Consider the following 26,639-nt stretch of genomic DNA (forward strand, 5'->3'; position numbering starts at 1 on the left):
ATCAGTTCTCCTCGTCCACAATCCAGGTATCCTTGCTTCCACCGCCCTGGGAAGAGTTCACCACCAGGGAGCCTTTGCGCATCGCCACCCGTGTAAGCCCACCGGCCGTTACGTAGGTTCTGACGCCCTGCAAGACGAAGGGCCTGAGATCCAGGTGACGGGGCGCCAGGCCCTCGTCGCACAGGGTCGGCGCCACGGACAGATTCAGGGTGGGTTGGGCGATGTAGTTGCGCGGGTTTTTCTTGATCAGGCGGGCAAACTCGGCGCGCTGCTTCTTGGTGGAATGCGGCCCCACCAGCATGCCGTAGCCCCCGGACTCATTCGCCGGTTTGACCACCAGTTCATCGAGGTGTTCGAGCACATACTCCTGGTCCTGCTTGTTCACACACATCCAGGTGGGCACGTTCGGGATGATGGGCTCTTCATCGAGGTAATAGCGAATCATGTCCGGGACGAACGCATAGATGACCTTGTCGTCGGCCACGCCGGCACCGGGCGCATTGGCCAGACCAACCTTGCCGTTGCGCCAGGCCCGCATCAGGCCCGGTACGCCCAGGGTGGAATCGGCGCGGAACTCCTCCGGGTCCAGGAAATCGTCATCAATGCGCCGGTAGATCACATCCACCCGCTCAAGCCCCTCAACCGTGCGCATGTAGACACAGTCATCCTCGCCAACCACCAGGTCGGCCCCTTCCACCAGTTCGGCGCCCATGCGCTGGGCCAGGAAGGAATGCTCGAAATAGGCAGAGTTGAAAATACCCGGGGTCAGCACCGCAATTTTCGGATGGTCCTGTGGCCGGGGCGAAATCGACGCCAGCATGTCGAACAACTGGTTGGTGTAATCATCCACCGGCAGAATGCTGGTGTTATCGAACAGCTCCGGGAACACCCGCTTGGTCAGCTGGCGGTTCTCCAGCATGTAGGAGACGCCCGAGGGAACCCGCAGGTTGTCCTCAAGCACATACACGGTGCCGTCTTTGTCCCGCACCAGGTCCGATCCGCAGATGTGCGCCCAGACTCCCAACGGCGGCGTAAAACCCCGGCACTGCTCGCGGAAGTTCTTGGAGTTGGCGAACACGTACTTGGGGATGACCTTGTCCTTGACGATGTTCTGGTCGTTGTAGATGTCGTTGATGAACATGTTGAGGGCCGTCAGACGCTGCGCGAGGCCCTGCTCGATGGTTTCCCACTCCCGAAGCGAGATCACCCGGGGAATGATGTCGAAGGGCCAGGCCCGGTCGATATTTTCGCCCTCACTGTAGATGGTGAAGCTGATCCCCATCTCCAGTATCGCCAGTTCAGCCGCTTGCTGGCGCGCCTGGATTTCCTCGGAACCAAGGTTGCCCAGGTAGTCGGTAATCGCCGTGGCCACAGGCCGGGGCTTGCCCTTGGCGGCAATCAGCTCATCGAAGAAGTCGTTCGGGTCGTAGTTTTTCCAGTCTATCGCTTTGTTCTTTTTCATTTGGGGTCCTTTCGTTAACCACCGTGAGCTATTCGGTGTACCAGGCGAAGCTTCTCCACCACCGGAGCCGCAAGCACGAAGGGGTAGGCATCGTCATGCCCCATGCTTCGGTTCAGGCTGTTGAGCGCAAGCGTCAGGGGCAACCAGTGCTTGATCAGTGCATCAAAATCGTCGGCCTGGTAGGGATCAAACGCAGGGTCTGGTTCGCTGTTCATCATCGGGCTCTGGCGGGCGTTGACTCGCATCCCGAACTGCCAGGCTGTTTCCAATGTATCCACCATATGCAGGTAATGTGCCCAGGTCTCTGCCCAGTCTTCCCAGGCATGGCTGCTGGCATAGGCACTGATGTACCAGCTTTGCCAGTCACCGGGCGGGCCGTACTGGTAATGCTGGTCCATCGCCTGCCTGTAGTCTCTGGTGTCGTCACCAAACATCTCCCGAACCGACCCCAGCCAGGGCCCGGACCGCACCAGCAGATCCCAATAATAATGACCGGACTCGTGACGGAAATGCCCCAAAACAGTGCGATAGGGTTCTGCCATCTGGCTGCGCATCCGCTCCCGCTCCACCGGGTCGGCCTCGGCAATGTTCATGGTGATCACACCATTGGCGTGGCCGGTTTTTACCTTCGACCGCTCGTCAAAAATCGCCGGCTGGTCGGCAAGAAAATCGAAGTTCAGGCCGTATTGGTCTTCCTGCCGGGGCTCGCAAGGCAGCTTCAGGCGCAGCAGTGAATAGACCAGGCGACGTTTCTCTTTTTCCAGGCGCACCCACAGATCGTGGTTCCGGAAGGTGCTCAGGTCGGGAATGGTGCGATTAAGACGGCAGGCAACGCAGAAGGCGTGTGAATCAGAGACAGGCACCAGCCAGTTGCAGGCGCCCTGGTTCTGGTAGTTGCCACATAGACGGTATTGATCGCCGGCGGTGACCTCTTCCCAGGTATTGTTACCCTTCGGATCAATGGCCACCAGATCCATCACATCCGGTGCGAAGCCAAGGCTCGCTCCGCAACTAGTACAGCAGCTGTTTTCGAAATAAAGCAGATTGGCGCATCGGCCGCAGTGAAACAGCTTCATTGGGGGACATCCTTGGCCGATACCGGCAAGACCGTTGCTTCAAGTATTGGCCATCCGGGCCAAAACGCAACTTATCCACCGTTAAAACCCGGCTGCATGCCCCCGCTGATTCGATGCTAGACGGCCATGGCAGGATCAACTCCGGCAACGCTGTCACTGGCGCCTTTACACAGGTACTGCTCTGCGTCGAAGCGCCGCGTCTGGTGCCGGAACTGCCAGGTAAAACCCGGCCACAGGGTGGTGTTCCTGCCGTTTTCGTTGACATACCAACTCTTGCAACCGGTCTGCCATACCGAGTCACCCAGCTTGGCGTGAATGGAAGCGTTGTAACTGCTCTGGGCGTCCGACTTCACTTCCACACTGGTCCATTGCTGCCGGCGCATCTGTTGCAGGGCATCCAGCACATACTGGATCTGACTTTCGATCATATACACCATGGAGCTGTGGCCGAGACCCGTGTTCGGTCCCATCAGCATGAAGAAGTTCGGAAAGCCACTGACGGTGGTGCCTTTATAGGCCTCGGCGCCATCCTTCCAGGCATCCAGCAGGTCCTGGCCATTGCGGCCAAAGATCATGCCTGCGGGGATCGGATTCTGGGCCCTGAAGCCGGTTCCGTAGATGATGCAATCCACCTGCCGCTCATTGCCCTGGCCGTCGATCACGGTGTTGCCCTGCACCTCACGGATACCCTCAGTCACAACGTCCACATGATCCTGCGCCAGCGCCGGATAGTAGTTGTCGGAGATCAGCACCCGCTTGCAGCCAAAGTGGAAATCCGGGGTAACTTTTTTGCGCAGCGCCATGTCCGGAATCTGGTTGCGAATATGCCGGCGGGCCTGCAGTTCACCAAGCTTCAGAATACGGGGGTTACCCACAAAGCCCAGCACCCGGGCCTCGAGTGACCAGTAAATACTCTGCCGAAAGGCATTGAGTGTTTGCGGGAACACCCGGAACAGCCGCCTTTCCAGCGGCCTGATAGCCCGATCCGGTTTGGGCATGATCCAGGGCGGTGTGCGCTGGTACAGGTCCACCCTTGCGGCCTGCTTTGCCACTTCCGGAACAAACTGGATGGCCGAAGCACCGGTGCCGATCACCGCCACCCGCTTGCCGCGTAAATCGTAATCGTGGTCCCAGTCCTGGGAGTGGAAACGCTTGCCAGTGAAAGACTCCATACCCTTGATCTCCGGATAGGCCGGCGTGCTCAATCCCCCCATCCCGGAAACAAGGACATCCGCCCTCAACGTCGTGAATTCCGGCAGCCCCTTATCGGTGCGATCCAATCGTTCTCCCGGCTTCACGCCCTTCTCCTGCATGCACGCCCACAGCGCCGGGCTATCACAGGTCTCAAGGGTCCACCGCTGGCGGTTCTCGTCAAATCGCGCCGCGGCCACATGGGTGTTCAGCCGTATGTGCTTCATCAGCCCGTATTTCTCGGCACAGTGCTTCAGGTAGGCCTTGATCTCATGCTGCTGGGCGTACATCCGGCTCCAGTTCGGGTTCTGTTCGAAGGAGAAGGAGTAGAGTGCAGACTGCACGTCACAGGCACACCCCGGGTAGTGGTTCTGGTGCCACGTGCCGCCGATGTCGTCACTCTGCTCCAGGATCACGAAGTCGTTGTAGCCGGCTTCCTTGAGTTTGATGGCCATGCCCAGGCCGGAGAAGCCGGTTCCGATGATGGCGATCTGTGTGTTCTGTGTCATTGCTGCACTCCTGCGTTAGCCTCAGTGTCCCAGCCAAACGGGACACTAGACCTTGTCTGTTGGTATCCGGCGGGTCATCATGGCCGGTAGACACATGTATACACAGATTGGTATACAACCGTATACTCCTGGTTCGGTGATTGGCCTGAGGTGACTGATCGTTGGCCTCTGCGGCGGGCTCTGGCTGGGGGGCTGGTCATTTGTGGGAAGGGCTTCCAAAACGCGCTCCTTGCGGCACATCCCTGTGACGCTTGGCTCTCGCCATCCATGGCGAGAGACAGTTTTGGAAGCCCTTCCCACAAACGACCGTCAGACTCATCCAGGCCCGCCCTTAAACATTGGTTTGGAATCTGGCAGGCCTATTCCAATGTCCGGGAGCGGCTGTTGGGGTCACCTTCACAGACTGTTGGAGGCCATGGATGGCCGGAAACAAGCGTACATGGACGTACTTGCAGCGTGTCTGTGAAGGTGGCCCCGACAGCCGCTCTTGCACCCAACCAGAGGAAAAGATGAACGCATTAACCGGCGGAAAGCTGAAACTCATTCAGGCCGCGCTTCGGCTGATTACCGAAACCCGGAGCCTCACGTCGCTGGGACTGCGGGAGCTTGCCCGGGAAGCAGGGCTGAACCCGAATACGTTCTACCGGCACTTCAAGAGCCTGGATGAATTCGGCCTGCAGGTACTGGGTTACATTGCCGAGGAGATGAAAGCCGGGGTCCGAGATCTGCGGCAGATGGCGGATTCTTCCGAACAGGCCTCGCGGGATACGGTGGCGTTTGTGTACCACTACTTCCTGGCCAATCCGGCAGCCACCACCGTGGCCGTGCGGGAACTCCACGGCCCTTCCCCGATACTGCGCCGGGCCCTGGAATCACAGCTTGAAGCCAGCGCCCGGGAAATGGCCGAAGACATTATCGAGCGGCAACTGGTGAGCGCCGTACCGCCCGAGACCATTCATGAAATCTCCCGCATGACCATCCGCTACATCCTGTTTCGGGCCATGGATTACATCGAGAAACCCGCTCAGCGGGAAACCATCCAGACCGAAACCGAGCATTTCATCAACCGGCAGTTCCGGGGTGCGATGCTTGATCACCTGTCGCAAACCGAAGTCGAACGTCTGGCCCTGAAAAAGAGCTGATATACCTCCGATAACTCCCCTTTCCGGGCAGATCTGGCAACCTGCACTAGTATGTAGATAACCAGAACAAGTGATTGATCGGGAAATCCGGAGGCAAACCAATAATGAAAATCGGTATCCCCAAGGAAATCTTCGAGGATGAGCGGCGGGTTGCCGCCACGCCACCCTCTGTTCACAAGTTAATCGGACTTGGTTACGACGTGATCGTGGAAGGCGGCGCCGGCGAGGCGGCGAACTACTCCGATGCGGCCTATGAAAAAGTGGGCGCAGCCATCGCAGCGGACACCAGCTCTCTCTGGAAAGAAGCCGACTTTATCCTGAAGGTCCGGGCGCCCATGGAGAATCCGGCCCTGGGCAAACACGAAGCGGATCTGATGAAGGAGGGGGCGTTTCTGGTCAGCTACATCTGGCCGGCCCAGAGTCCGGAATTGCTGGAAAAGCTGGCCGCCAGAAAGATCACGTCTTTCGCCATCGACAGCCTGCCCCGCATCAGCCGCGCCCAGAAGATGGACGCCCTCAGCGCCATGGCCAACATTGCCGGCTATCGGGCGGTAATCGAGGCGGCCAATCACTTCGGGCGATTCTTTACCGGTCAGGTCACCGCTGCAGGTAAGGTACCCCCGGCGAAAATCATGGTGATCGGTGCCGGGGTGGCTGGCCTGGCAGCGATTGGCGCGGCCAACAGCATGGGCGCTATCGTGCGGGCTTTCGATACTCGGCTGGAGGTGAAGGAACAGGTCGAGAGCATGGGGGCCGAGTTCCTGGTTCTTGACTTCGATGACGAGGATGGCAGCGGCAGTGGTGGTTACGCCAAGCAGATGAGTGACGAGTTCATCAAGGCTGAGATGGCGCTGTTCGCAGAGCAGGCAGAAGAGGTGGACATCATCATCACCACCGCCCTGATTCCCGGCAAACCGGCACCGAAACTGATCACCGCCGACATGGTGAAATCCATGAAGCCCGGCAGCGTGATCGTGGATCTGGCCTCCGAGCGCGGTGGCAACTGTGAACTCACCGAACCCGGCAAGGTGGCACATCATCATGGCGTCACCCTGATTGGCTACACCGACCTGCCCAGCCGCATGGCCAAAGTGGCCAGTGAGCTCTACGCCACCAACCTGGTACATCTGCTCACCGAGCTGACACCGGAAAAAGATGGCCAGCCACTGGTGAACATGGAAGACGAGGTCATCCGTGGTCTTACAGTGGTGAACGAGAACGACATAACCTGGCCACCACCAAAACCGGAATCGCCGGTCAGCCCCAAACCCGCACCGGGCACCGAGGAGCCTTCAGCCGAAGCAAAAGCGGCCGCCAAGAAGGACGCAGACCGCCGCAGCCTGATCGGCAAAGGCGTTCTTCTGGTGGTTACGGCCCTGGCGCTCTACGGCGTCGGCGCCCACGCGCCGGAAAGCTTCCTGCAACACTTCACCGTGTTTGTGCTGGCCTGCTTTATTGGCTGGCAGGTGATCTGGAATGTCACGCCTTCCCTGCATACGCCCCTGATGAGCGTCACCAACGCCATCAGCGGCATCATCGTGATCGGTGCCATTCTGCATCTGGCCCAGGCGGAGAATATTGCCGTTGGCATCATGGCGTTTGTCGCGGTGCTGATTGCCAGCATCAACGTGGGCGGTGGCTTCCGGGTCACCCATCGCATGCTCAAAATGTTCCGCAAGTAGGAGGCGCCCGATATGAGCACAGGACTGGTGAGCGTGGCCTACGTGGTCGCAAGTATCTTGTTTATTCTCAGCCTGGGTGGCCTCAGCCACCAGGAATCGGCCCGGCGCGGCAATCTCTACGGCGTCGCCGGCATTATCATTGCGGTTGGGGCCACTCTGGCCAGCGTAGACGGAGGCGTCACCGCCATCATCATTGCGGTGTTGCTCGGTGTCGGCATTGGCATTCCCATCGCCAACAAGGTGGAAATGACCCAGATGCCGCAACTGGTCGCCCTGCTCCACAGTTTTGTGGGTCTGGCGGCGGTGCTGGTGGGCTTTTCCGGCTACATCGAGCCGCTGATTGCAACCTCCGGTACCGAGCACACCATCAAACTGGTGGAAGTATTTGTCGGCATATTCATAGGCGCCATTACCTTCACCGGTTCACTGGTGGCCTGCGGCAAACTGGACGGCCGAATCGACAGCAAGGCGCTGACGCTGCCCGGCCGGCACCTGATGAATCTGGCAGCGATCATTGTCTGCGTCTTGCTCGGGGCCTGGTTCCTGGGCACCGAGAGCATGGCACTGGGGATCGTTGCCCTGATCCTGATGACCGCCATTGCCTCGGTCCTCGGCATTCACCTGATCATGGCCATCGGCGGCGCCGACATGCCGGTGGTGGTATCCATGCTCAACAGTTACTCCGGGTGGGCAGCCGCTTCCATCGGTTTCATGTTGGGCAATGACCTGCTGATTGTCGTTGGTGCCCTGGTGGGCAGCAGCGGTGCCATTCTCAGCTACATCATGTGCAAGGCCATGAACCGGTCTTTCATCAGCGTGATTCTTGGAGGCTTCGGCCAGACCAGCAGCAGCTCGGCCGCTGCGGATGCCGACCAGACGGTGCATGAATCCAGTGTCGATGATGTCTGTGAGGAACTGCGCAACGCTGAGTCGGTGATCATCGTGCCCGGTTACGGCATGGCGGTGGCCCAGGCCCAGAACGGCGTCAGCGAAATGACCAAGCTGCTGCGGGACCGGGGCGTGAACGTGCGTTTCGGCATCCATCCGGTGGCCGGTCGCCTGCCGGGCCATATGAACGTGCTGCTTGCCGAGGCCCACGTGCCCTATGACATCGTGCTGGAAATGGACGAGATCAACGACGACTTCCCGAGTACCGACGTGGTGCTGGTCATCGGCGCCAACGACACGGTGAACCCGGCCGCCGCTGAAGACCCGGGCAGCCCGATTGCCGGCATGCCGGTGCTGGAGGTCTGGAAGGCCCACCAGGTTGTGATCCTCAAGCGGGGCATGGCCACCGGTTATTCCGGCGTTGAGAATCCACTGTTCTTCAAGGACAACGCCCGTATGCTGTTCGGCGATGCCAAGGACAGCATCGACAAGCTGGTCAGTGGTCTGCGGGGCTAAAGGAAGGCTTGCGGGGCTGAAGGCCGCCCCGCGCCTGTTTACTTGGGGAGTTATTCGGTGGTGTTGTACACGTAGGACGACACGGTGCCGTCCTGGTTGAATCGCACCACCAGGTCAGTGGTTTCCGCATCACCGAAGGCAGACCACTTGTACTTGCCATAGGTCCAGGTGCGTTTGCCGTCCTCGATCCCGGTGCGCCACGGCTCGCCGAACATCTCCTGGATATCGGCCCGGGTGGTTTCGCCAATCTGGATCTGGTCCACATTGTGGGTGGCGAAGTCTTTCCCAACGGTCGCACAGCCCACCATGGCCGTCATCACCACTGCCATAAACAGTGTTTTCATAGAACCAATCATCGACATACGGATCCCCTCACATTCCAGTGAATTTCACCCATCATAGCGTGTCTATGAGCAGAAGCGATTACGAAGACGACAGATTTAACGGACACAAAAAAGCCGCAGGCCCGAAGGCTCTGCGGCAGGTCTCGATCGTCCGATCGAAGGGGATAATCAATACAGCTTGGCTAGGGACTTCTTGGCGAAAGATTCCACTTCGTTCAGGCGGCCCTCTTTCACCTTGATCAGCCACTCGGGATCCTGAAGAAGTGCCCGGCCAACGGCGATCAGTTCGAACTCGTGATTATTCATCCGCTCCACCAGTTCATCGATGCCGGCTTTTTCAACTGCTTCCTGCTTGCTGGCAAAGGTGCCACTGATAAAGTCTTCAGTCAGCCCTACACTGCCCACGGACATGGTGGGCTTGCCGGAAAGCTTCTGGGTCCAGCCTGCGAGATTCAGATCCGAGCCTTCAAACTCCGGCTCCCAGAAACGGCGGGTGGAGGCATGGAAAATGTCCACACCGGCTTCCACCAGCGGCTTCAGGAAGCGTTCAAGTTCCTCAGGGCTGTTAACCAGTCTGGCTTCGTAATCCTGCTGCTTCCACTGGGAGAATCGGAGCATGATCGGGAAATCCGGCCCAACCCGATGACGCACCGCTTCAACGATTTCCACCACGAAACGCAGGCGGTTTTCCAGGCTGCCGCCGTATTCATCATCACGCTGGTTGGTGCCTTCCCACAGGAACTGGTCCAGCAGGTAGCCATGAGCGCCATGGATCTCGACACCATCAAAACCGAGGGCCTTGGCATCCTGGGCTGCATCAGCAAAAGCGGTGACAACATCCTCGATATCTTCTTTGCTCATGGCCTTGCCGTTGGGCTTGCCCGGGGCGAACAGACCGGAAGGACTGTAACCAGGAACCGATGGATCCGGCGGTGTACCCTCTTTTCTGACGGAACCCACGTGCCAGAGCTGCGGGAAAATCGCGCCACCGGCCTCATGGACGGCGTCGACCACATGTTTCCAGCCCTCGAGAGCATCGGTTCCGTGGAACGCCGGAACATTCGGGTAGCCATTGGCGGCCGGGTGATTAACGGTAGTGCCTTCGGTGATGATCAGGCCAACACCCGCCTCGGCTCGGCGACGGTAATAGGACACCACGTCCTCCCCCGGAACGCCATCCGGCGAGAAGTTACGGGTCATGGGCGCCATAGCCACACGGTTTCGCAGTTTGAGGTTATGGAGTTCAAACGGTTCGAAAAGCGGGCCAAGATTCATGCTCATGGTAGTGTGCAACCTCACTAATTTGGTTTCTTTAAGCAACCCTATTGAATCTGGTTTTAAAATGCAACCCTATTCGGTACACTCCGGGCATGGCCAGAAAACGTTTTGATGACTCCAGCTGTTCCGTCGCCCGCGCCCTCAATGAAGTGGGTGACTGGTGGTCCCTCCTGATTGTACTGCATGCCATGTATGGCACCCGCCGGTTTGTGGATTTCCAACAGGAACTCGGCATTGCCAAGAATATCCTCTGCGACCGCCTGGCGCGGCTGGTGGACAATGAAGTTCTGCGCAAGGTCGATGTGGGCGAACACGGATCACGCTTCGAATACCGCCTGACCGAAAAAGGCCGGGATCTTTTCCCGGTGGTAATCGCGCTTCGTCAGTGGGGAGATAAATGGAACCCCGCTCCGGATGAGGCTCCGCTAGACCTGCGCGACCGCGCCACCGGTCGTCCGATACACACGGTGGAAGTCCAGGACGCCGATGGCCAGGCCCTGTCCATTCGCGATGTGTTTGTGCCGGAAGAAAGCCTGCCAGTCCGAAAAAAGAACTCGGCCTGACCATCCGCAAAAGCCGCAGTCGACGCACCACCGTCCATTTTTTTGAGTTGTATCAATCCACTGATCAAACCCGCTCACCTGCCCGGGCATTCTTGCGCTAAATCAAGTTTCCATTTCTCGATGTCATTAATCTGCAGTCATCAACGATTCAGGTTAAGGAGATGGATATGCCCCGTACATTCAAACTTGGTGTTCTGGCTGCAGCGGTTATGGCTGCTGCTCCCGCTGTTCAGGCGTACGAAGCTGGTGATTTCATTGGCCGCGTTGGTGTGGCAACGGTTGATCCGGATTCTTCCAGCAGCAACTTGAACTCCAACGCTCTCGGCGAAATTGATGGCGCCAAGGTCAGCGTCGATTCCAACAGCCAGCTGGGACTGACCGCCAGCTACATGCTGACCAACCAGTTCGCCGTTGGCGTACTCGCTGCAACCCCGTTCAAACACGACATCAACGGTGACGGAGCAGCCCTAGGTGGTACTGGCAAACTGGCAGAAACCAAACACTTGCCTCCGACCATCACGCTGCAATACTTCCCGATGCCTAGCGGGAGCAAACTGCAGCCATACGTTGGCGCTGGTGTGAACTACACCAACTTCTTCGAAGAGAAGACCACTCAGACTCTGACCGATACCTACGCCACACTGGCGCCGGGCGTGACCAGTACCGACATAGAGCTGGATGACAGCTTTGGTCTGGCGGCCGAAATTGGCTTTGATTACATGATCACCGAAAACGTCGGTATCAACGCCGCAGTCTGGTGGATCGACATCGACACCGAGGCCACAATCAATGCATACGCGGGCAATGCCGTAGCCGATACCAGCACCATCGACGTGGATATCGACCCCTGGGTCTATATGGTAGGCGTCTCCTACAAGTTCTGATCCCCGTGCCTCCGCCAGCTGCCCGGTCTGTTGGCTGGCGGAAGGTGCGTTCTCCTGTGCGGGGCTCTCCGGCCCCGCTTTTTTTTGCTTCTCTGAAACACAAAAACGGAGCCGAAGCTCCGTTTTGAATTACTGCCAATCAGCCCTCAGGCACTCTGGCGCTGAGCCGGACGACTCCGCTGACCACCGCCATTCTGGCTACGGCCGCCGCTGCGACCACCTGGCTTGGCACCGAAGCTTTTTGGCTTTCCGCCGGGACGACCATTGCCACCGCCGTTACCATTGCGGTTACGGGCGCGGCTGGGATCGGCCTTGGCTTTCGGCTTCAGCGGCAGGTTGTTGGTCGGCTCAAAGCCTTCCACTTCCGTGCGCGGCAGTTGCTTTTTGATCAGCCTTTCGATGCCCGCCAGCATTTTGCCTTCATCGGCACTGACCAGCGACAGGGCGTGACCACTTTCACCGGCACGGCCGGTACGGCCGATACGGTGCACGTAGTCTTCCGGCACGTTGGGCAGTTCGAAGTTCACCACCTGGGGCAGTTGTTTGATGTCCAGGCCACGGGCGGCGATATCCGTCGCCACCAGCACACGTACTTCGCCAGCTTTAAAATCCGCCAGGGCGCGGGTACGTGCACCCTGGGACTTATTGCCATGGATGGCAGCGGCGGTAATACCGTCCTTCTCCAGCTTCTGGGTCAGGCGATTGGCACCGTGCTTGGTGCGAGTGAAAACCAGCACCTGGTCCCAGCTGTTATCACGAACCAGCTTGCTCAACAGAGCGGTTTTCTGGCTCTGATCCACCGGGTAGACAGACTGCTTGATGTTTTCAGCAGAGGTGTTTCGAGCCGCCACTTCAACCTGAACCGGGTTGTCCAGCAGGCCTTCGGCCAGGGTCCGGATCTCGTTGGAGAAGGTGGCAGAGAACAGCAGGTTCTGGCGCTTGGCCGGCAACAGCGAAAGGATCTTGCGAATGTCGCGGATAAAGCCCATGTCCAGCATGCGATCGGCTTCGTCCAGAACCAGGATTTCCACTTCGTTGAAGCGCACGGCGTTCTGCTGATAAAGATCCATCAGACGGCCGGGTGTTGCCACCAGCACGTCCAGACCTTTGCGCAGCTTCATCATCTGCGGATTGATTTTCACACCACCGAAGACCACCGCGGCCTTGGTGGGAATGTATTTGCTGTAAAGATTCACGCTGTCGTGAACCTGCGCCGCCAGTTCACGGGTCGGTGTCAGGATCAGGGCACGAGGGCCTTTGCCGGTGCGCGGGTTTTCACCCAGACGCTGCAGCAAGGGCAAGGTAAAACCGGCGGTTTTGCCGGTACCGGTCTGGGCAGCAGCCATAACGTCCCGGCCAGAAAGCACGGCGGGAATCGCCTGGGCCTGAATGGGAGACGGGGTTTCATAACCCTGGTCAGACGTGGCACGGACCAGCTGCTCGGACAAACCGAGTGAAGAAAAACTCATATTGGATCAACTCTTGATTATTCTGCCTCCACGACCACCGTTCTCGGTGAATGCGGGCAGATGCCATGAACATTCATGGAATAAAAGACGACTACGGTCACGCGCCGTTATCGGGGTGACGTCCTCTGACAGGTCGTATGGAAAGGTCGCACGGGCTCAAAGCCTTAAACTGCGGAATCCCTAGAGGCAGGATGCAGGCACATTAACAGAGGCCCGGGCAATTAGCCATAGGTGATTATAATAAGCATCCGAAGGAACCTGGCGGACATCCTCAAGTCAGAGTGTTTTGATCAGCGCAACCCAACACGGATTTATAAGGAAGTTTCAGGAATGAGCGTCAGTATCGGCCCATTGAGCCTGTCCATCGGTCACCTGCTACTGGTTATGGCCTTCGGCCTGGCTCTGCTGGTTGGAGGGGTGCTGGGCCGCAAATACCGCGTGCCCGTAGCCGGATCGGTGGCCGATATCTTTGTGGTAGCGATGCTGAGCGCCCGGATCGGCTTCGTGACCAGCTACTTCGAGCATTATCGGAACGACCTGCTGGGCATCATTGATATCCGGGACGGCGGTTTTGATGTGCTCTGGGGTGTCATCGGCGCCATCGTCTTCACCGGTTTCCTGCTGTGGCGCAGGAAGGCTCAACGCAAGCCACTGGCCACGGCAGCGTTAACGGGTGCCCTGTTCTGGGCGGCTACAGCGGGCACCATCACATTGATAGAACAACAGGCCCGCGGCATGCCCGAAATAACCCTACGTTCGCTCAATGGCGAATTGGTCAGCATGAACCAGTTGGCTCAGGGCAAACCCCTGGTGGTAAATCTCTGGGCAACCTGGTGCCCACCCTGCATCCGGGAAATGCCGGTGCTGGAGGAGGCCCAACATATCTACAAGGACGTCGCTTTTGTGTTTGCGAACCAGCGGGAACAGCCGGAAACCATCCACTCCTTTCTTGAGGACAACCGTCTGAACCTGAACAATCTCTACCGGGACGATCAGGCTCAGCTGGCCCGGGCCGTGGGGAGCAATGGCTTGCCAACCACGCTGTTTTACAATGCCCAGGGCCAATTAATCGATTCCCACATGGGCGAACTGTCACGAGCAACCCTGGCCAGGGGCCTGGAAAAGATCCGTACACCCGAGGAATGAACCGGAGCCGATTTCCTGATAGTGGCCTGAGTTTTATCTATTGAGTGGCCGCTTTGGCAAAATTCCCCAATGCGCCACTCACTTTATCGAGCACTTCATCGCAGCCTTCAATGCCATGGCGGCCCTTCAGGTATTGCGGATCGTTGTACCCCAGCCATACCTCACCGTTGGCATCTTCCCAGATCAGGGCTTTCTGGGGCAGGTCGATGGCAACACTCTGAGCGCACTGCATCAGTGGCGTACCGACTTTGGGATTGCCGAAAATAACCACTTCGGTCGGACGCAACGCCAGACCGGCTTTTTCGGCGCCCTGCTGATGATTAACGCGGGCCATGACCGTCATGCCCTTCTCCTTCAGCACAGACTCGAGTTTGTCCGCCGTCGCTTTGACATCGTGACTGCTCTTGACCGCGATCAGTCCATCTGCGGCATGAGTGAGCGTGGCGAACAACAAGGTTGATGCCACGAGAACCAGTCTGAGAATGCAGCGCATGGGATTCTCCTGAACATTTGCTGAAGTCTTGAGCATAGAACAGCGTAAAGCGTTACGCATAAAAGGTCTTCAGTAGATCGCTGCCGCACCTTCCGGCCTGCTCTTGAAGCGCTTGTGCAGCCAGAGGTACTGATCGGGCTGCTCACGAACGGTGGCTTCAATGAAACGGTTCCAGACTTTGGCGTCCTGTTCCGGATGTTCGCCGAAGGATTCCTGAATCGGAGAGAACACCACCCGGTAACTGCCATCGGGCATTCGCAGGTGACTAACGCAGATAACGGCGGCGCCGGATTCCCGGGCAATGTAGCTCGGCGAGGTGATACAGCCGGCACTCACGCCGAAAAAGGGCACAAACACCTCGGACTTCTTGCCGAAATCCTGGTCACAGGCGAACCAGACCTGCCCCCTTCCTTCAGGAACGACAACATGGGTCTGATCTGACGCTTGGTGAAGGGCCGGATTCCAAAATGGCGTCGGCGGCCGCGTTCGATCATACGGTCGATCACCGGATTGTTGTTGGGGCGATACATGTAACCCGGCTTATCGAGCCTGCAGGCAATCAAGGGCAGTGCAAAATCAAAAATACTGTAATGCCCACCGATCAGCAGGACCCCCAGAAAGCGGGATGCCAGAGCGGGCGTTTTCTTCTTTTTGTACCGGAGGCCATACAACGGTCGCCTGTGATCTGTAATAAGGAAGGGGCGTTCAGCCTGACACATTCTCCGCTGGCGCGATACTTGAGATCCTCATTGATTCTGTTGGCCCTGAAGAGGATCCAATTCCGGAATCCAGGAGTATGGTCTACAGGAGATACGTGTTAATACCTAGAACCCATCCTACAAAAACAGGAAACTCCCCGTCATGTCCCGATGGAAGTTCGGCCCCGGCATTCTGATCCTGCCGCTCTTACTCGTTGGCTGCAGTGAAAATAACAGCCAACAGACGACGACACAGCCGACAGCAGAGCTCAAACCACCGTCGGAAACCGGGACTCTCAAAGTCGCTACCCGCAATGGCTCCACCACTTATTATCTGGATCGCCATGAAAACCCCGTCGGCCCCGAGCATGCGCTGATCAGCGCCTATGCCGAACAGCGTGGCTGGCAGGTAGAATGGACCATGCTGGAATCCACCAGCGAGGTTCTGGCGGCGCTGGAGTCCGGAAACACCCACCTGGCGGCAGCCGGGCTGACCCACCTGGCCTCCCGCGATGAGCGTTTCGCCCGGGGCCCGGCCCACACCGAGATTACCGAGCAACTGGTCTGCCATCGCGATGCACGCCCCATGCCGCGGAAACCCGAGGACATCCCGGGAACCGACATTGTCGTAACCGCCGGCTCCAGCTATGTCGAAACCCTGAACAAACTGAATGAGCAACACCCGGGCATCGGGTTTCAGGAAGATGCAGACCGCACTACCGAAGTGATTCTCTCGGATGTCGCCGAGCAGAACGTCGGCTGCACTGTGGCTGATTCCAACATTGTTCAGGTGATGCGCCGGCACTTCCCGCATCTGGAAGTGGCAATGACCCTCACAGAGGGCCGGAATCTGGGTTGGTACCTGCCAAAGGGTTCAGAAGATCTGGGCTCGGATGCCCACGAGTGGATGAATAGCGTGGATGGCGATGAAGCCATAGGCCTGATGGAGAACCGCTACTATGCCTACATCGGTGATTTCGATTTTGTCGATCTGCGGGCGCTGAACCGTCGGATTGAGGATCGGCTACCCGAATTCATTGATCAATTCCGCGAAGCCGAGGCCAAAACCGGGATGCCCGCAGACCTGCTGGCTGCCCTGGCTTACCAGGAGTCCCATTGGGATCCCGCAGCAAAATCCCCCACCGGAGTCCGGGGCATCATGATGCTGACCCAACGAACCGCCGAATCACTGGGTGTAACCAACCGGCTGGACCCGAAGGCGGCCATTGATGGCGGAGCACGTTACCTGGCCGACCGGCACCGCCGCCTGCCAGAGACCATTCCGGAGCCGGACCGAACCTTCCTGGCGCTGGCCAGCTACAACATCGGCCGGGGCCATCTTCTGGATGCCCGGGAGCTGGCCCGGACCCTGAACAAAAACCCGGACTCCTGGCAGGAAATGACCGAGGTTTTACCCCTCAAGGCTGACAAGCGATACTACCCCAGCACCCGTTACGGCTATGCCCGTGGCTACGAGCCCGTGCACTATGTTCAGCGAATCCGCAACTACCGGGACGTCATACGTTCCGCCTTTGAATGATCAGGTCCCGAACAGGGCCGAGCGCAGGGGCCGCAGGAAACCACCGGATTCTTTCTGACTGGCGTGGCTCCGCTTGCCATCGAATTCCAGGTAACCATCCTCAATTGGCTCGAAGCGCAGGATTTTCACATCTTCCAGATAGTTCTGTGAGGACTTCCAGGGCCCATGGGTACCCTGGCGGGGCAGGCGATCAGCCGCGCGGTTGATGTAGCCGGCATTGAGGGACCCCAGGACGGTGTCGTCGCCGCGACTGTTTTCGGTATCCCGGGCAACCACGGTGCGATAGCCACGCTTGTCCATCAGGTTCATCAGCCGGCACAGGTACTCGGCGGCAATATCCACCTTCAGGGTCCAGGAGATGTTGGTGTACCCGAAGATCATGCCGGCATTGGGCACGCCCTCTACCATCACATTCTTGTAGATGACCTTGTCTTTCATCACCACTTCCTCACCATCCACGGTCGGCCGGATACCCCCCAGCATCTGGATATCCAGGCCGGTTGCCGGAATGATGATGTCGGCCGCCAGTTCCTCGCCCGATTTCAGGCGGATGCCGGTTTCTGTAAAGCGGTCAATATGATCGGTGGCGATGGAGGCCTTGCCCGCTTTCATGGCCTGGAAAAGATCCCCATCTTTCACCACACACAGGCGCTGGTCCCAGGGATTGTAATCCGGGGTAAAGTGCCTCATGTCGGCGGTGTCGCCAACTTGGCGTTTGATAATGCCCAGGAACAACCGACGCATGAACTGCGGGCTCTTTCTGGAACGCTGGTATAAAAAACGGGAAATTGAAATATTCCGGGCCCGGGTCAGCCGGTAGGCGGTTTTCTCGGGCAGTATTTTCTGCAGGGCCAGGGTCAGCTTGTCGGTGGAGGGCAACGGCATCAGATAGGTGGGTGAGCGCTGGAGCATGGTTACATGCGCGGCTTTCTCCGCCATGGTCGGCACCAGGGTGATTGCGGTTGCGCCGCTGCCAATGACCACCACCTTCTTGCCCGTGTAGTCGAGATCCTCCGGCCAGTGCTGCGGATGCACAATCTGGCCACGGAAATCACTTTCGCCGGGGAAGTCCGGTTTGTAGCCCTGATCATAATTGTAGTAGCCGGTACACCCGATCATGAAGCTGGCGGTGTAGTGCTCGGTTTCGCCGGTTTCTTCGTTCAGTGCCGTAAGCTTCCAGCATTTGTCGACGCCGGACCAGCCCGCCGTTTTGACGGCCAGGCCAAAGCGGATGTGGCGCTCAACGTCGTGTTCCCTCGCGGTCTCCGCCACATAATTCTTGATCGACGCACCATCCGCCAGCACCTTGCCGCCGGTCCAGGGGCGGAAATTGTAGCCAAAGGTGAACATGTCCGAATCCGAGCGAATACCCGGATAACGGAACAGGTCCCAGGTGCCGCCGAGGGACTGACGGCGCTCAAGGATGGCAAATGACTTCCCGGGGCACTCACGTTTCAGGTGACACGCCATGCCGATGCCGGAAACGCCGGCGCCGATGATCAGTACATCGAAATGCTGGTTGCTCATTGCCCGTCCTCTCGGATTTCAGTCCGCTTTTTATAATCAATGGCCTGCAATCAAGATAGCTCAGGCCGGGCTGCCGGGAAATTGGCCAAAGCGGTCCCGGCCTCCGGTTGTTTCAGTCAGTCGTTAACCGGGGGCGTAGTCAGAGGGAGGATCCGAGGAATCGAAACCCTGCCTACAATGGTTTTTCCTGCTGGATTATGGACGAGACCACCATGACAAAACCGATCCTTATTCTTGGCGGCGCTTCGCTGGACATCATCATTCACCTGCCCGAACTGCCGACACCGGAGCCCCAGACCATCTGGCCCACCGAAAGCTACCGGGCCCTCGGCAGCACCGGCGCTGGCAAAAGCCTGAACCTGGCCGCCCTCGGGCAACCCGTGGTCTTTCACACATTGCTGGGAATGGATCCGGAAGGCCAGCAGATTCAGACAGCACTTGGCCACCCCGGGATCAGCCTTCTGACCGAAAAGACCGCCGCCCCGACCGAACAGCATATCAACCTGATGTCTGCCGACGGCAAACGCATTTCGCTGTTCATCCAGCCGCCTCCTGAGCCTGAACACGTCGACTGGACGCAGGCGCAACAGGTGGTAGCAGAGTGCTCACTGGCCGTGGTGAACATCCTCGGATACACCCGATCTGCCCTGCCGTGGCTGAAGGCTGCGGGTACGCCCATCTGGACCGACCTGCACGACTACGACGGACACAACCCGTATCATGAACCCTTTATAGAGGCCGCCCGGGCAATCTTCCTGTCCAGCGACAATCTTCCGGACTACCGCACCACCATGGAAAGGTTGATACTTCGGGGCAAGGAGTTCGTGGTATGCACCCACGGCTCGGAGGGGGCGACACTGCTGACCAGCGACAAGCTATGGCTGGAGCAGCCAGTCGTTTCAGTCTCCGGGGTGATCGATACCAACGGCGCCGGCGATGCCTTTTTCAGCGGTTTCCTGCACCGTTACCTGCAGGGAGCAGAACTGACCGATTGCCTCAGGGCCGGAGCCATTGCCGGGGCGCTGTGTGTCACCTCACGGGAACTGGCCTCTCCGGAGCTGAATCCACAGCGGCTGGTCTGAAACCCGGTATCAACTACCCGCGGTAAAATCGGGGTATTTCTTCTGCAGCCGATAGAGCCGGATGATGGTGATGATGTTGGTGATCAGCACCATACCCTCGGCCAGGGTACCACCCACGGAGCCGATCACGATGTTGTTGAGCATCCAGGCCAGCGCTGCCAGCCCGAGGATGATACGCAGGGGAATACCTCGGAGCATGAACATGCCCACGGTGCCGAAAACCGCGGCAGCCAGGGGGAACAGGTCGGTGATCGATTTCCAGGTCACCCAGGCGACCACCAGATTGACCGCCAGCATAGCCAACATGATCTGCCAGTTGCCCTGGTATTTGCGGGCCAGGGTAATGCGCAGGATCACCAGTACCGTCAAGGCCGACGCCGTCCAGCTCTCGAAGAATGCAAACATCAGAGCGAAGGCAACGTTGGCCGAGATCAGCAGCACCATCAGCCGGTCGTCATTCTTGTTGGCGAAGCCGGCAATGCAGAACCCCAGGGCCACCAAGCCACAAAGCTGACCCAGTCCCTCGGCCAGGGTCATGTCCGCGATAAATTCAGTCATAGTTCAGTGCTGTACCCTGTTGGCGCCATCACGGAAATCCCTTCTCCCCGGAAAAAGCTTCAGCCTGACATAATTACCGGAATTGAGCCACGGAGCACCGTGTGCCACAGTAACTCGCACCTTTGAGCCAGGACTATCCCCGACCATGAAAACCGTTTTCTCGCCACTGCACAGCCGCCGCCATGTCAAAACCGAACTGGATGGCGGCCTGCTGATCGAGCCCCACGAAAAACCCTCGCGGGCGGAAACCATCCTGGCACGGGTGAAGGATCAGGCGCTCGGGGAGATCCTGGAACCGGAGGAATTTGGTCTTGAGCCCATCAAACGGGTGCATACCGCCGATTACGTGGCGTTCCTGGAAACCTGCTGGCAGGAATGGCTGGCGGCCGGCAAACCGGGGGAAGCCATCCCGGCGGTCTGGGCCGGGCGCGGCATGCGCCACCGGCTGCCCAAAGACATCGATGGCCGGCTGGGCTACTACAGCTTTGCGGCAGAGACCTCCATCTCGGACGGCACCTGGGAAGCCGCCCGGGCATCAGCCAACGTGGCCCTGACCGCCCAGAAACTGGTGGCCGGTGGTGAACGCGCCGCCTTTGCCCTGTGCCGGCCACCCGGACACCATGCCCACGCCGATCTGTTCGGCGGTTACTGTTTCTTCAACAATGCCGCCATCGTGGCCCAGGCCTTTCGTGACCAGGGCTATGGCAAGGTCGCCGTGCTGGATGTGGACTTCCACCACGGCAACGGCACCCAGGCGATTTTCTACGATCGCGACGACGTGCTGACCATCAGCCTGCATGGCGATCCGGACCTGGTGTTCCCGCATTTTCTCGGTTTTGAAGATGAGACCGGCGAGGGCGCCGGCGAAGGCTATAACCTGAACATCGTCTATCCGCCCAACACGCCCTACAGCGTCTGGAGTCAGGGGCTGGAAACCGCCTGCGAGCGGAGCCAGGCATTCCAGCCGGACGCCCTGGTGGTTGCCCTCGGTGTTGATACCTTCGAAGAAGACCCGATTTCATTCTTCAAGCTGACCTCCGGCGATTACCTGACCCTGGGCCAGCGCCTGGCACAGCTTGGACTACCAACGGTATTTACCATGGAAGGTGGTTATGATGTCGACGCCATCGGCGTCAATGCGGTGAACGTGATGCAGGGGTTCGACCGGGCAGCAGGCTAATCAGCCCTTGAAGCCCTTGCCAAGAATGTAGACTTCCCGGGAGCGGGAGCGGGAGGAATCCGGCTTGCGCACCACAACCTTGTCGAATACGGCGCGCACGGATTTCAGGTACTCGTCGTACCCTTCGCCCTGAAATACCTTGGCCAGGAAGCTGCCTTTGGGCTTGAGCACCTGGCTTGCCATGTCCAGGGCCAGTTCCACCAGGTACATGGACGAAGCCTGGTCGGCAACGGTCACGCCGCTGATGTTCGGCGCCATGTCGGAAATCACCACGTCCACCGGGTCATCGCCCAGGGTAGCCATGATTGACTCGAACACATCGTTCTCGGTGAAATCACCCTGGATAAAGTCCACCCCGGCAATAGCATCCATGGGCAGGATGTCGGAGGCAATCACGCGGCCCTTGTGGCCCACCAGTTTGGCCGCCACCTGGGACCAGCCACCGGGGGCGGAACCCAGATCCACCACCACCATATTGGGATGGATCAGCCGGTCCTTCTTGTTGATTTCAAGAAGCTTGTAACTGGCCCGGGAGCGGTAGCCATCCACCTGCGCCTGTTTCACGAAGGGGTCGTTTACGTGCTCTTCAAGCCAGCGGTTACTGCTTTTGGATCGGGCCATGGGGTCTCTTCAAAACGGGAAAGCCAGGCGCTAATTGTACGTGCCGCGCCCGGCGGCGGCAAAATCCTGACAACCGGGCCGGCCACACGTACAATCCGGCCAGCATTCTGTGATTTTTCAGAACCCACCAAGCCCACCTGACGGGAGACCGCCCTCGTGAATCTGGCCGACATCAAAAAGCTGCACCAGAAAAAGTACCGGCAGTCGTTTGGCCACTACCTCGTTGAGGGCGAGCACCTGATTCTTGAGCTGCAGAAAGCCGCCACCCGGCAACCTGCCCTGGAAGCCTCGAAGCTTTACGTCACCGGTGCCTATGAGCACTGGCACAGCCCGTTCAGGACTCATGCCATCAGCGATCGCCAGATGGCACAGCTCGCTGACACCCGAACACCGCAGGGGATTCTGGCGGTGGTTCCCATGCCGGAGCGCCCGGCAGAACCGGTGCCGGGAGAAAAAGCGATTTATCTGCACGAGGTTCAGGACCCCGGCAACCTGGGCACGATTCTGCGCACGCTCGCCTGGTTCGGCGGTTTCCGGTGCCTGTTGAGCCCAGGCAGTGTGGACCCGTTCAACCCGAAGGTGGTGCGTGCCAGCATGGGGGCGCTCTTTCACGTCCCGCTTGAGACCGACGTTGATCTTGCCAGCCTTCCCGACCGATACCACAGCCTTGCCTGCCTCGACCTCAATGGCGGTTCGATGGCCTCACAGGCCTTCCGCCAGCACGACTGTTATCTGTTCGGTAACGAGGCCCGGGGTGTGCCGCGCGAGGCCCTGGACCAGCTTCAGGCAGTGCCCTACAGCATTCACGGCCAGGGACAGATCGAATCCCTGAACCTGGCCTCGGCGGTGAATATGTGCACCTACGAATTAATGCGAGACCTTTAGGCTGCAACCCCCATGCTGTGAGCACTTTCGGCAATCGTTCTGGTGAATACCGCCATTGCCTGGCGATCATCAATTGAGCACGATCAGAGACTGATCCCGAGACCGGACTGATGACTATGGAACGCTATCTCCAGCCCACCGCCTTCTTCGACTACGACCAGCCGCAACTGAAAACCTGGATCGAGTCGCAGCTGGAGGGTGTGCCTGATGAGCCAGTGGAACAGATCAAGGCGCTCTATCTCGCTGTTCGTGACAGCGTCAGCTACAACCCCTATGTGTTCCAGACCGATGCCAACACGTTCAGTGCCAGTTATGCACTGGAAAGCGGCGAAACCTACTGCATTCCGAAGGCGGTTCTTCTGGGCGCCGCAGCCCGCTCCATTGGCGTTCCCAGCCGCCTCGGTCTGGCCGATGTTCGCAACCACCTCTCAAGCCCTAAGCTGATCGAATGGCTGCGCTCGGATATTTTTCGAATGCACGGTTTCATCGAGCTGTACCTGAACGGCAAGTGGGTCAAGGCCACCCCGGCGTTCAACCGGCAGCTCTGCGAACTGATGAAAGTGGAACCACTGGAGTTTGACGGCATCCATGATTCCGTTTTCCAGGAATTCACGGAAGACGGTCAGGCTCATATGGAGTATGTAAACGACCATGGTGTGTTTGACGACCTGCCCCACGCCTTTATCGTCGAAGGAGTAAGGGCCGCCTACGGCCATCTGTTCCAACAGGATAATGAACCAGCAATCAGTGAACAGAGCCTGGAGCAGGATATAAACGGGCCCTAGTCTCCGAGGCGATGGGCAATGACCTGACGGATCTTGGACGATAGATCCGCAGGGGCACTGAGTTGCGGGTAGTGGCCCTCGGCATCCAGAACCGTGCAACGGGCATCCGGAATTCGGGTAGCCATATAGTTGACCACAGAAACCGGCACCACGCGGTCATAGAGCCCGTACAGAATATCCACCGGCACCGGAACTTTGGCAAGTTCACTACGGAAGTCACACAGGAATGTCACTTCTGCAAATCTTCTTAGGTGCTTGGCGTCCATGGCCATGAAGCTTCGGATAAGCCGATCGGTCAACTCCGGGCGATGGGAGTTCTCCATCACACGCGGGGCGAGGCTGGAGGCCCACCCCGCCTGGTTCGTCTCAATCTGATCAAGCATGGCCATCACCTCGGACTCATCAAGGCTGCCCACATAGCCTCTGCCATCGTTGATATAGCGTGGAGAGGGGTTGATGGCGATGATCTGATGGAACCTGTCCGGCAGCATGGTGGCAGCCAGCAGCCCCATCATCCCGCCGATAGAGTGGCCAACGAGGATAACCGGTTCCGAGGCAACGGCATCAACAACATCAAGCAGATCCGCGGCGTAGCCTCGCAATGAGCCATGCCTTTCGGGCCGGTATGCGGACCGGCTGGCAAGGCCACAGCCCACATGATCAAACAGCACTACCCGGAAATCATGCTCCAGAGCCGGGACGACATCGTCCCAGACTCCCTGATCACATCCGAAACCGTGTGCAAGAACCAGCGTCTGGCGCCCGCTGCCCCTTACTCTAACCCTGTTTCTATGTAACACACTCTGCATGATTCAGGCTCAGTGATACTTCAAATGCATGTTATTGAACAGCCTCGATGCAATGCAGGCGATTCAGCAGGTCTATCTTGCCAGCGCCTCACCCATCCTATCCATCAAAGCTTCGGCGCTGCGTACTGACCCGGATGCTTCCGCGCCCCCGGCCCGACTGAACCGCCGGAAATCAACGGCGCTCCAATTCTCCGGGTCCATAATGCGCTGCACCTGGTCAATATTGTCCCGGGTTGCAGGTTCCAGCTCGTAGCGGAATACGTAGTCCGGTGACATATCACCGAAATCCCGACCATGGTGATAGTCATGCAGCAGGAGCAAGGCCAGTCCACCGCCCATGAAATGTCGGCCCATGCTGACCAGCAACTCCCCCTGCCGGATTTTTTCCAGGGCCTCGGGTTGCCAGTCTACGCTGCCCACCAGCAGATCCTGCCCCGGAGTCCGGCCTTCATTTCGGGCGGCTTCAATGGCGCCCAGTGCCATGCCATCGCTCGCGCTCCAGATGGAGACCGTATTCGGATAGCGTTTCAGCAGGATTTCCGTTTTTTCACGGGCCAGCTCACGACTCCAGTTGGCATACACTAGCTGCAGGAGTTCACTGCGCTGTTGGACCGCAGCCGCCAGCAACCCCCCGTCCCTATCCTTGGCGGCAGAGGAATCCCTTGTTCCCGAAAGAGCCACCATGGGAATGCCGGGTTCGGAGGCAAGCCCCAATTGTTCAGCCTGTTTACCCAGCAGCGTTACCAGGGCACGACCGGCGGCAATATTATCCGGAGAAAGGTGGCCGAGCCAGCCCGGCAAGACAGTTCGGGGCAGACCAAGGCTGGCCCGGGCGGCGTCAGGCACATCCGTATTGAAGGTAAATGCCTTTACGCCTGCCCCATCCGCGAGCCTGAGCATGGATTCGGTAACATTCTCCTTGCACATGAACAACAGGTAGTCCGGCTTCTCTTGACGGCTCAGCACGTCCTTCGCCATGCGAAGATAGCTGAATCGATGACTCTCCCGATCGTATTGAACCTCCAGGTCAACGTCGAGATCCTCCGCCACCGCCTCCATGAACCCGGCCACCAGTTGCCAGAACCTGGAGTCATCCGGCGACAGGAAAACAATACTGGGCCTGGGACCAGCATGAGCCAAAGTCCCTGTCAGCAGGAGCAGGAAACTGATCAGTAACAGGGATGGACGGGACTTCATGTGACGATTCACCCTCTGGACGATCTGGCAGGGTTGGCTTTTGTGGGGCCTAAGCTACCTAGCTGTCGTGTAACAGACAAGCGGTGATCCGTAACCGAAGTCTCAGTTTACGATGGAATGTTCGGTGGTCGCAGCAGGGTCTTCGAATTCCACGTACAGGTTTCCCGCCAGTTGCTCATACACACCGGCTTGTTTCAGACGTTTCATCTCAGACGACAGGTTGCTGAGGAATTGACGGTTGTTTTCCGTGTTGTGGCAGGTTAGCCGATCATAACTTTCGAGAAGCGGGGTTGCCGGATCGTAGCTGAGCCTGTCCAGGAATGGACGGACATCTGGAACAGCAGCAATCATTGCGCCGAATCGCTGATGCTCGAGCATGGCCAGGTTCTGGGCATCGCTCTTGGACCAGATCACGTTGATATCCTGGCCCTCCAGAATCCCGTCCAGATAGGTCTCATGGCCAATGACCGCGCCCACGGTTTCTCCCTCCAGTTTCGACAGTGTACTGACAGGGTCGGCACCCGGCGGAGTAAACAGGTAATAGGTGAACTTGCCCAGGGGAAAACTCGCGATAACGGCGTTTTCGCCCAGCCGCCGCTCGAGCACCTCGGTGAAGGAATAGATGCAGTCGGCACCACGCTGCTCGAACACCAGCATGGCCCGTTTGTAGGGATAGAACTGCTCGGTCACAGCCACATCAAGACCTTCCAGGGCCCGGTGCAGGATTTTCTGGTAAACACCGTCCCGGTTTTCGGTCAACAAGCTGGTGATGTCTGGCACGGCAATCCGCACCACCGAATCGGCCACTGCAGGTGCACTCAGAATACTTGCGCCAAACAATAGCGCCCGGAATGTGGATTGGAAGCGTTTCATAACACGCACATCGGTCCATGACGACAAGAAGTGACTATTTTTCATACAGGACCGGAAGTATGACAACGTCGTTTCACTTGTACCAGAAAAACCTTGTTAAACCTGTGGGTTTAGCGATAAAAAAAGGTTCATCGCGCTTTACCGGGAAACGCTGCTTTTATCTTTAGGAAGAAGTAATCGTTGTCCCGGTAGCCATAAGCCATCCGCTTGATCACCTTGATCTTGTTGTTCATTCCCTCCA

25 protein-coding genes and 1 pseudogene are annotated in these 26,639 nt (G+C 58.4%); 11 read left to right on the forward strand and 15 right to left on the reverse strand.

Going from position 1 to position 26,639, the window contains the following annotated elements; all coding sequences use genetic code 11:
• Position 1: 1 nt before the first annotated feature.
• The 3 genes from KEHDKFFH_RS07365 to KEHDKFFH_RS07375 form a co-directional block, all read right to left on the reverse strand.
• Positions 2 to 1,462: a circularly permuted type 2 ATP-grasp protein gene (locus tag KEHDKFFH_RS07365; RefSeq protein WP_104321317.1), complete on the reverse strand. Its 1,461-nt coding sequence runs from the start codon at positions 1,460 to 1,462 to the stop codon at positions 2 to 4.
• Between the two features lie 14 nt (positions 1,463 to 1,476).
• Positions 1,477 to 2,538 carry a zinc-binding metallopeptidase family protein gene (locus KEHDKFFH_RS07370; RefSeq protein WP_104321318.1) on the reverse strand — a complete coding sequence of 354 codons (1,062 nt, stop codon included), beginning with the start codon at positions 2,536 to 2,538 and terminating at the stop codon, positions 1,477 to 1,479.
• Between the two features lie 116 nt (positions 2,539 to 2,654).
• Positions 2,655 to 4,238: a flavin-containing monooxygenase gene (locus KEHDKFFH_RS07375; protein WP_104321319.1), complete on the reverse strand. Its 1,584-nt coding sequence runs from the start codon at positions 4,236 to 4,238 to the stop codon at positions 2,655 to 2,657.
• 509 nt (positions 4,239 to 4,747) lie between these two features.
• On the opposite strand from KEHDKFFH_RS07375, the gene KEHDKFFH_RS07380 reads away from it, so the two are divergent.
• From KEHDKFFH_RS07380 to pntB, 3 genes are all read left to right on the forward strand, one after another.
• The gene (locus KEHDKFFH_RS07380) at positions 4,748 to 5,380 is read left to right on the forward strand and encodes a TetR family transcriptional regulator (protein ID WP_104321320.1); all 633 of its coding nucleotides are present in this window, start codon (positions 4,748 to 4,750) and stop codon (positions 5,378 to 5,380) included.
• A gap of 104 nt (positions 5,381 to 5,484) precedes the next feature.
• Positions 5,485 to 7,062, forward strand: coding sequence for a Re/Si-specific NAD(P)(+) transhydrogenase subunit alpha (locus tag KEHDKFFH_RS07385; RefSeq protein ID WP_104321321.1), 1,578 nt, complete (start codon positions 5,485 to 5,487; stop codon positions 7,060 to 7,062).
• A gap of 12 nt (positions 7,063 to 7,074) precedes the next feature.
• Positions 7,075 to 8,466, forward strand: coding sequence for a Re/Si-specific NAD(P)(+) transhydrogenase subunit beta (pntB, locus tag KEHDKFFH_RS07390; protein WP_104321322.1), 1,392 nt, complete (start codon positions 7,075 to 7,077; stop codon positions 8,464 to 8,466).
• A 50-nt stretch (positions 8,467 to 8,516) separates the two neighbouring features.
• Here the strand turns inward: pntB and bamE are convergent, their stop codons facing one another.
• Positions 8,517 to 8,822 (reverse strand): outer membrane protein assembly factor BamE domain-containing protein, encoded by a 306-nt coding sequence (gene bamE, locus KEHDKFFH_RS07395; protein WP_104321323.1) that lies wholly within the window; start codon positions 8,820 to 8,822, stop codon positions 8,517 to 8,519.
• Between the two features lie 156 nt (positions 8,823 to 8,978).
• Positions 8,979 to 10,091, reverse strand: coding sequence for an NADH:flavin oxidoreductase (locus KEHDKFFH_RS07400; protein ID WP_104321324.1), 1,113 nt, complete (start codon positions 10,089 to 10,091; stop codon positions 8,979 to 8,981).
• A gap of 89 nt (positions 10,092 to 10,180) precedes the next feature.
• Here KEHDKFFH_RS07400 and KEHDKFFH_RS07405 point away from each other — a divergent pair, with 89 nt between their 5' ends.
• Together KEHDKFFH_RS07405 and KEHDKFFH_RS07410 are read left to right on the forward strand one after the other, a co-directional pair.
• Positions 10,181 to 10,651: a winged helix-turn-helix transcriptional regulator gene (locus KEHDKFFH_RS07405; protein WP_064229538.1), complete on the forward strand. Its 471-nt coding sequence runs from the start codon at positions 10,181 to 10,183 to the stop codon at positions 10,649 to 10,651.
• Between the two features lie 167 nt (positions 10,652 to 10,818).
• Complete coding sequence (locus KEHDKFFH_RS07410) at positions 10,819 to 11,535, forward strand: OmpW/AlkL family protein (RefSeq protein WP_104321325.1); 717 nt, start codon at positions 10,819 to 10,821, stop codon at positions 11,533 to 11,535.
• A 146-nt stretch (positions 11,536 to 11,681) separates the two neighbouring features.
• On the opposite strand, the gene KEHDKFFH_RS07415 is transcribed toward KEHDKFFH_RS07410, so the two are convergent.
• Positions 11,682 to 13,004, reverse strand: a complete 1,323-nt coding sequence (locus tag KEHDKFFH_RS07415) for a DEAD/DEAH box helicase (RefSeq protein WP_014578759.1) — start codon at positions 13,002 to 13,004, stop codon at positions 11,682 to 11,684.
• 330 nt (positions 13,005 to 13,334) lie between these two features.
• Here KEHDKFFH_RS07415 and KEHDKFFH_RS07420 point away from each other — a divergent pair, with 330 nt between their 5' ends.
• Entirely contained in the window at positions 13,335 to 14,150 is an 816-nt protein-coding gene (locus tag KEHDKFFH_RS07420) for a prolipoprotein diacylglyceryl transferase family protein (protein WP_104321326.1), read from the forward strand.
• A gap of 37 nt (positions 14,151 to 14,187) precedes the next feature.
• On the opposite strand, the gene KEHDKFFH_RS07425 is transcribed toward KEHDKFFH_RS07420, so the two are convergent.
• Both KEHDKFFH_RS07425 and KEHDKFFH_RS20575 read right to left on the reverse strand, forming a co-directional pair.
• On the reverse strand, positions 14,188 to 14,643 hold the full coding sequence (locus KEHDKFFH_RS07425; protein WP_104321327.1) for a DUF302 domain-containing protein: 456 nt from the start codon (positions 14,641 to 14,643) through the stop codon (positions 14,188 to 14,190).
• 69 nt (positions 14,644 to 14,712) lie between these two features.
• Positions 14,713 to 15,362 (reverse strand): annotated as a pseudogene (locus tag KEHDKFFH_RS20575) (lysophospholipid acyltransferase family protein).
• Positions 15,363 to 15,504: 142 nt separating this feature from the next.
• Here KEHDKFFH_RS20575 and mltF point away from each other — a divergent pair.
• Positions 15,505 to 16,881 carry a membrane-bound lytic murein transglycosylase MltF gene (gene mltF / locus KEHDKFFH_RS07435; RefSeq protein ID WP_104321328.1) on the forward strand — a complete coding sequence of 459 codons (1,377 nt, stop codon included), beginning with the start codon at positions 15,505 to 15,507 and terminating at the stop codon, positions 16,879 to 16,881.
• On the opposite strand, the gene KEHDKFFH_RS07440 is transcribed toward mltF, so the two are convergent.
• Positions 16,882 to 18,408: a flavin-containing monooxygenase gene (locus KEHDKFFH_RS07440; RefSeq protein ID WP_104321329.1), complete on the reverse strand. Its 1,527-nt coding sequence runs from the start codon at positions 18,406 to 18,408 to the stop codon at positions 16,882 to 16,884. It abuts the gene before it with no gap.
• A gap of 212 nt (positions 18,409 to 18,620) precedes the next feature.
• Between KEHDKFFH_RS07440 and KEHDKFFH_RS07445 the strand changes: the two genes are divergently transcribed.
• Positions 18,621 to 19,490 carry a carbohydrate kinase family protein gene (locus tag KEHDKFFH_RS07445; RefSeq protein WP_104321347.1) on the forward strand — a complete coding sequence of 290 codons (870 nt, stop codon included), beginning with the start codon at positions 18,621 to 18,623 and terminating at the stop codon, positions 19,488 to 19,490.
• A 9-nt stretch (positions 19,491 to 19,499) separates the two neighbouring features.
• Here KEHDKFFH_RS07445 and KEHDKFFH_RS07450 read toward each other — a convergent pair whose 3' ends face one another.
• The gene (locus KEHDKFFH_RS07450; protein ID WP_104321330.1) at positions 19,500 to 20,048 is read right to left on the reverse strand and encodes a YgjV family protein; all 549 of its coding nucleotides are present in this window, start codon (positions 20,046 to 20,048) and stop codon (positions 19,500 to 19,502) included.
• Between the two features lie 145 nt (positions 20,049 to 20,193).
• Here KEHDKFFH_RS07450 and KEHDKFFH_RS07455 point away from each other — a divergent pair, with 145 nt between their 5' ends.
• Positions 20,194 to 21,228 carry a histone deacetylase family protein gene (locus KEHDKFFH_RS07455; protein WP_104321331.1) on the forward strand — a complete coding sequence of 345 codons (1,035 nt, stop codon included), beginning with the start codon at positions 20,194 to 20,196 and terminating at the stop codon, positions 21,226 to 21,228.
• On the opposite strand, the gene rlmE is transcribed toward KEHDKFFH_RS07455, so the two are convergent.
• Positions 21,229 to 21,849: a 23S rRNA (uridine(2552)-2'-O)-methyltransferase RlmE gene (gene rlmE / locus KEHDKFFH_RS07460; protein ID WP_014578767.1), complete on the reverse strand. Its 621-nt coding sequence runs from the start codon at positions 21,847 to 21,849 to the stop codon at positions 21,229 to 21,231.
• Positions 21,850 to 22,005: 156 nt separating this feature from the next.
• Between rlmE and KEHDKFFH_RS07465 the strand changes: the two genes are divergently transcribed.
• Together KEHDKFFH_RS07465 and KEHDKFFH_RS07470 are read left to right on the forward strand one after the other, a co-directional pair.
• Positions 22,006 to 22,734, forward strand: a complete 729-nt coding sequence (locus tag KEHDKFFH_RS07465) for a TrmH family RNA methyltransferase (RefSeq protein ID WP_104321332.1) — start codon at positions 22,006 to 22,008, stop codon at positions 22,732 to 22,734.
• 116 nt (positions 22,735 to 22,850) lie between these two features.
• Positions 22,851 to 23,519: a transglutaminase-like domain-containing protein gene (locus KEHDKFFH_RS07470; protein WP_104321333.1), complete on the forward strand. Its 669-nt coding sequence runs from the start codon at positions 22,851 to 22,853 to the stop codon at positions 23,517 to 23,519.
• On the opposite strand, the gene KEHDKFFH_RS07475 is transcribed toward KEHDKFFH_RS07470, so the two are convergent.
• The 4 genes from KEHDKFFH_RS07475 to KEHDKFFH_RS07490 form a co-directional block, all read right to left on the reverse strand.
• A complete protein-coding gene (locus KEHDKFFH_RS07475) occupies positions 23,516 to 24,328 on the reverse strand; it encodes an alpha/beta fold hydrolase (protein WP_104321334.1) in 813 nt (270 codons plus the stop codon). The genes KEHDKFFH_RS07470 and KEHDKFFH_RS07475 overlap by 4 nt on opposite strands.
• Before the next feature lie 72 nt (positions 24,329 to 24,400).
• A complete protein-coding gene (locus KEHDKFFH_RS07480) occupies positions 24,401 to 25,525 on the reverse strand; it encodes an ABC transporter substrate-binding protein (protein ID WP_104321335.1) in 1,125 nt (374 codons plus the stop codon).
• Positions 25,526 to 25,627: 102 nt separating this feature from the next.
• The gene (locus tag KEHDKFFH_RS07485) at positions 25,628 to 26,398 is read right to left on the reverse strand and encodes a type 2 periplasmic-binding domain-containing protein (protein WP_104321336.1); all 771 of its coding nucleotides are present in this window, start codon (positions 26,396 to 26,398) and stop codon (positions 25,628 to 25,630) included.
• Positions 26,399 to 26,526: 128 nt separating this feature from the next.
• Positions 26,527 to 26,639: transposase (locus tag KEHDKFFH_RS07490; RefSeq protein ID WP_146084194.1), on the reverse strand; the 113-nt coding region annotated here is incomplete at its 5' end.

It is taken from the genome of Marinobacter maroccanus, from assembly GCF_002933275.1.
In the GTDB taxonomy this organism is placed as follows: domain Bacteria; phylum Pseudomonadota; class Gammaproteobacteria; order Pseudomonadales; family Oleiphilaceae; genus Marinobacter; species Marinobacter maroccanus.

What these genes read in the sequence shown, in the direction of transcription:
- KEHDKFFH_RS07365 (WP_104321317.1), bottom strand. Translation starts at nt 1,462, where the DNA reads ATGAAAAAGAACAAAGCGATAGACTGGAAAAACTACGACCCGAACGAC.
- KEHDKFFH_RS07370 (WP_104321318.1), bottom strand. Translation starts at nt 2,538, where the DNA reads ATGAAGCTGTTTCACTGCGGCCGATGCGCCAATCTGCTTTATTTCGAA.
- KEHDKFFH_RS07375 (WP_104321319.1), bottom strand. Translation starts at nt 4,238, where the DNA reads ATGACACAGAACACACAGATCGCCATCATCGGAACCGGCTTCTCCGGC.
- KEHDKFFH_RS07380 (WP_104321320.1), top strand. Translation starts at nt 4,748, where the DNA reads ATGAACGCATTAACCGGCGGAAAGCTGAAACTCATTCAGGCCGCGCTT.
- KEHDKFFH_RS07385 (WP_104321321.1), top strand. Translation starts at nt 5,485, where the DNA reads ATGAAAATCGGTATCCCCAAGGAAATCTTCGAGGATGAGCGGCGGGTT.
- pntB (WP_104321322.1), top strand. Translation starts at nt 7,075, where the DNA reads ATGAGCACAGGACTGGTGAGCGTGGCCTACGTGGTCGCAAGTATCTTG.
- bamE (WP_104321323.1), bottom strand. Translation starts at nt 8,822, where the DNA reads ATGATTGGTTCTATGAAAACACTGTTTATGGCAGTGGTGATGACGGCC.
- KEHDKFFH_RS07400 (WP_104321324.1), bottom strand. Translation starts at nt 10,091, where the DNA reads ATGAGCATGAATCTTGGCCCGCTTTTCGAACCGTTTGAACTCCATAAC.
- KEHDKFFH_RS07405 (WP_064229538.1), top strand. Translation starts at nt 10,181, where the DNA reads ATGGCCAGAAAACGTTTTGATGACTCCAGCTGTTCCGTCGCCCGCGCC.
- KEHDKFFH_RS07410 (WP_104321325.1), top strand. Translation starts at nt 10,819, where the DNA reads ATGCCCCGTACATTCAAACTTGGTGTTCTGGCTGCAGCGGTTATGGCT.
- KEHDKFFH_RS07415 (WP_014578759.1), bottom strand. Translation starts at nt 13,004, where the DNA reads ATGAGTTTTTCTTCACTCGGTTTGTCCGAGCAGCTGGTCCGTGCCACG.
- KEHDKFFH_RS07420 (WP_104321326.1), top strand. Translation starts at nt 13,335, where the DNA reads ATGAGCGTCAGTATCGGCCCATTGAGCCTGTCCATCGGTCACCTGCTA.
- KEHDKFFH_RS07425 (WP_104321327.1), bottom strand. Translation starts at nt 14,643, where the DNA reads ATGCGCTGCATTCTCAGACTGGTTCTCGTGGCATCAACCTTGTTGTTC.
- mltF (WP_104321328.1), top strand. Translation starts at nt 15,505, where the DNA reads ATGTCCCGATGGAAGTTCGGCCCCGGCATTCTGATCCTGCCGCTCTTA.
- KEHDKFFH_RS07440 (WP_104321329.1), bottom strand. Translation starts at nt 18,408, where the DNA reads ATGAGCAACCAGCATTTCGATGTACTGATCATCGGCGCCGGCGTTTCC.
- KEHDKFFH_RS07445 (WP_104321347.1), top strand. Translation starts at nt 18,621, where the DNA reads ATGACAAAACCGATCCTTATTCTTGGCGGCGCTTCGCTGGACATCATC.
- KEHDKFFH_RS07450 (WP_104321330.1), bottom strand. Translation starts at nt 20,048, where the DNA reads ATGACTGAATTTATCGCGGACATGACCCTGGCCGAGGGACTGGGTCAG.
- KEHDKFFH_RS07455 (WP_104321331.1), top strand. Translation starts at nt 20,194, where the DNA reads ATGAAAACCGTTTTCTCGCCACTGCACAGCCGCCGCCATGTCAAAACC.
- rlmE (WP_014578767.1), bottom strand. Translation starts at nt 21,849, where the DNA reads ATGGCCCGATCCAAAAGCAGTAACCGCTGGCTTGAAGAGCACGTAAAC.
- KEHDKFFH_RS07470 (WP_104321333.1), top strand. Translation starts at nt 22,851, where the DNA reads ATGGAACGCTATCTCCAGCCCACCGCCTTCTTCGACTACGACCAGCCG.
- KEHDKFFH_RS07475 (WP_104321334.1), bottom strand. Translation starts at nt 24,328, where the DNA reads ATGCAGAGTGTGTTACATAGAAACAGGGTTAGAGTAAGGGGCAGCGGG.
- KEHDKFFH_RS07480 (WP_104321335.1), bottom strand. Translation starts at nt 25,525, where the DNA reads ATGAAGTCCCGTCCATCCCTGTTACTGATCAGTTTCCTGCTCCTGCTG.
- KEHDKFFH_RS07485 (WP_104321336.1), bottom strand. Translation starts at nt 26,398, where the DNA reads ATGAAACGCTTCCAATCCACATTCCGGGCGCTATTGTTTGGCGCAAGT.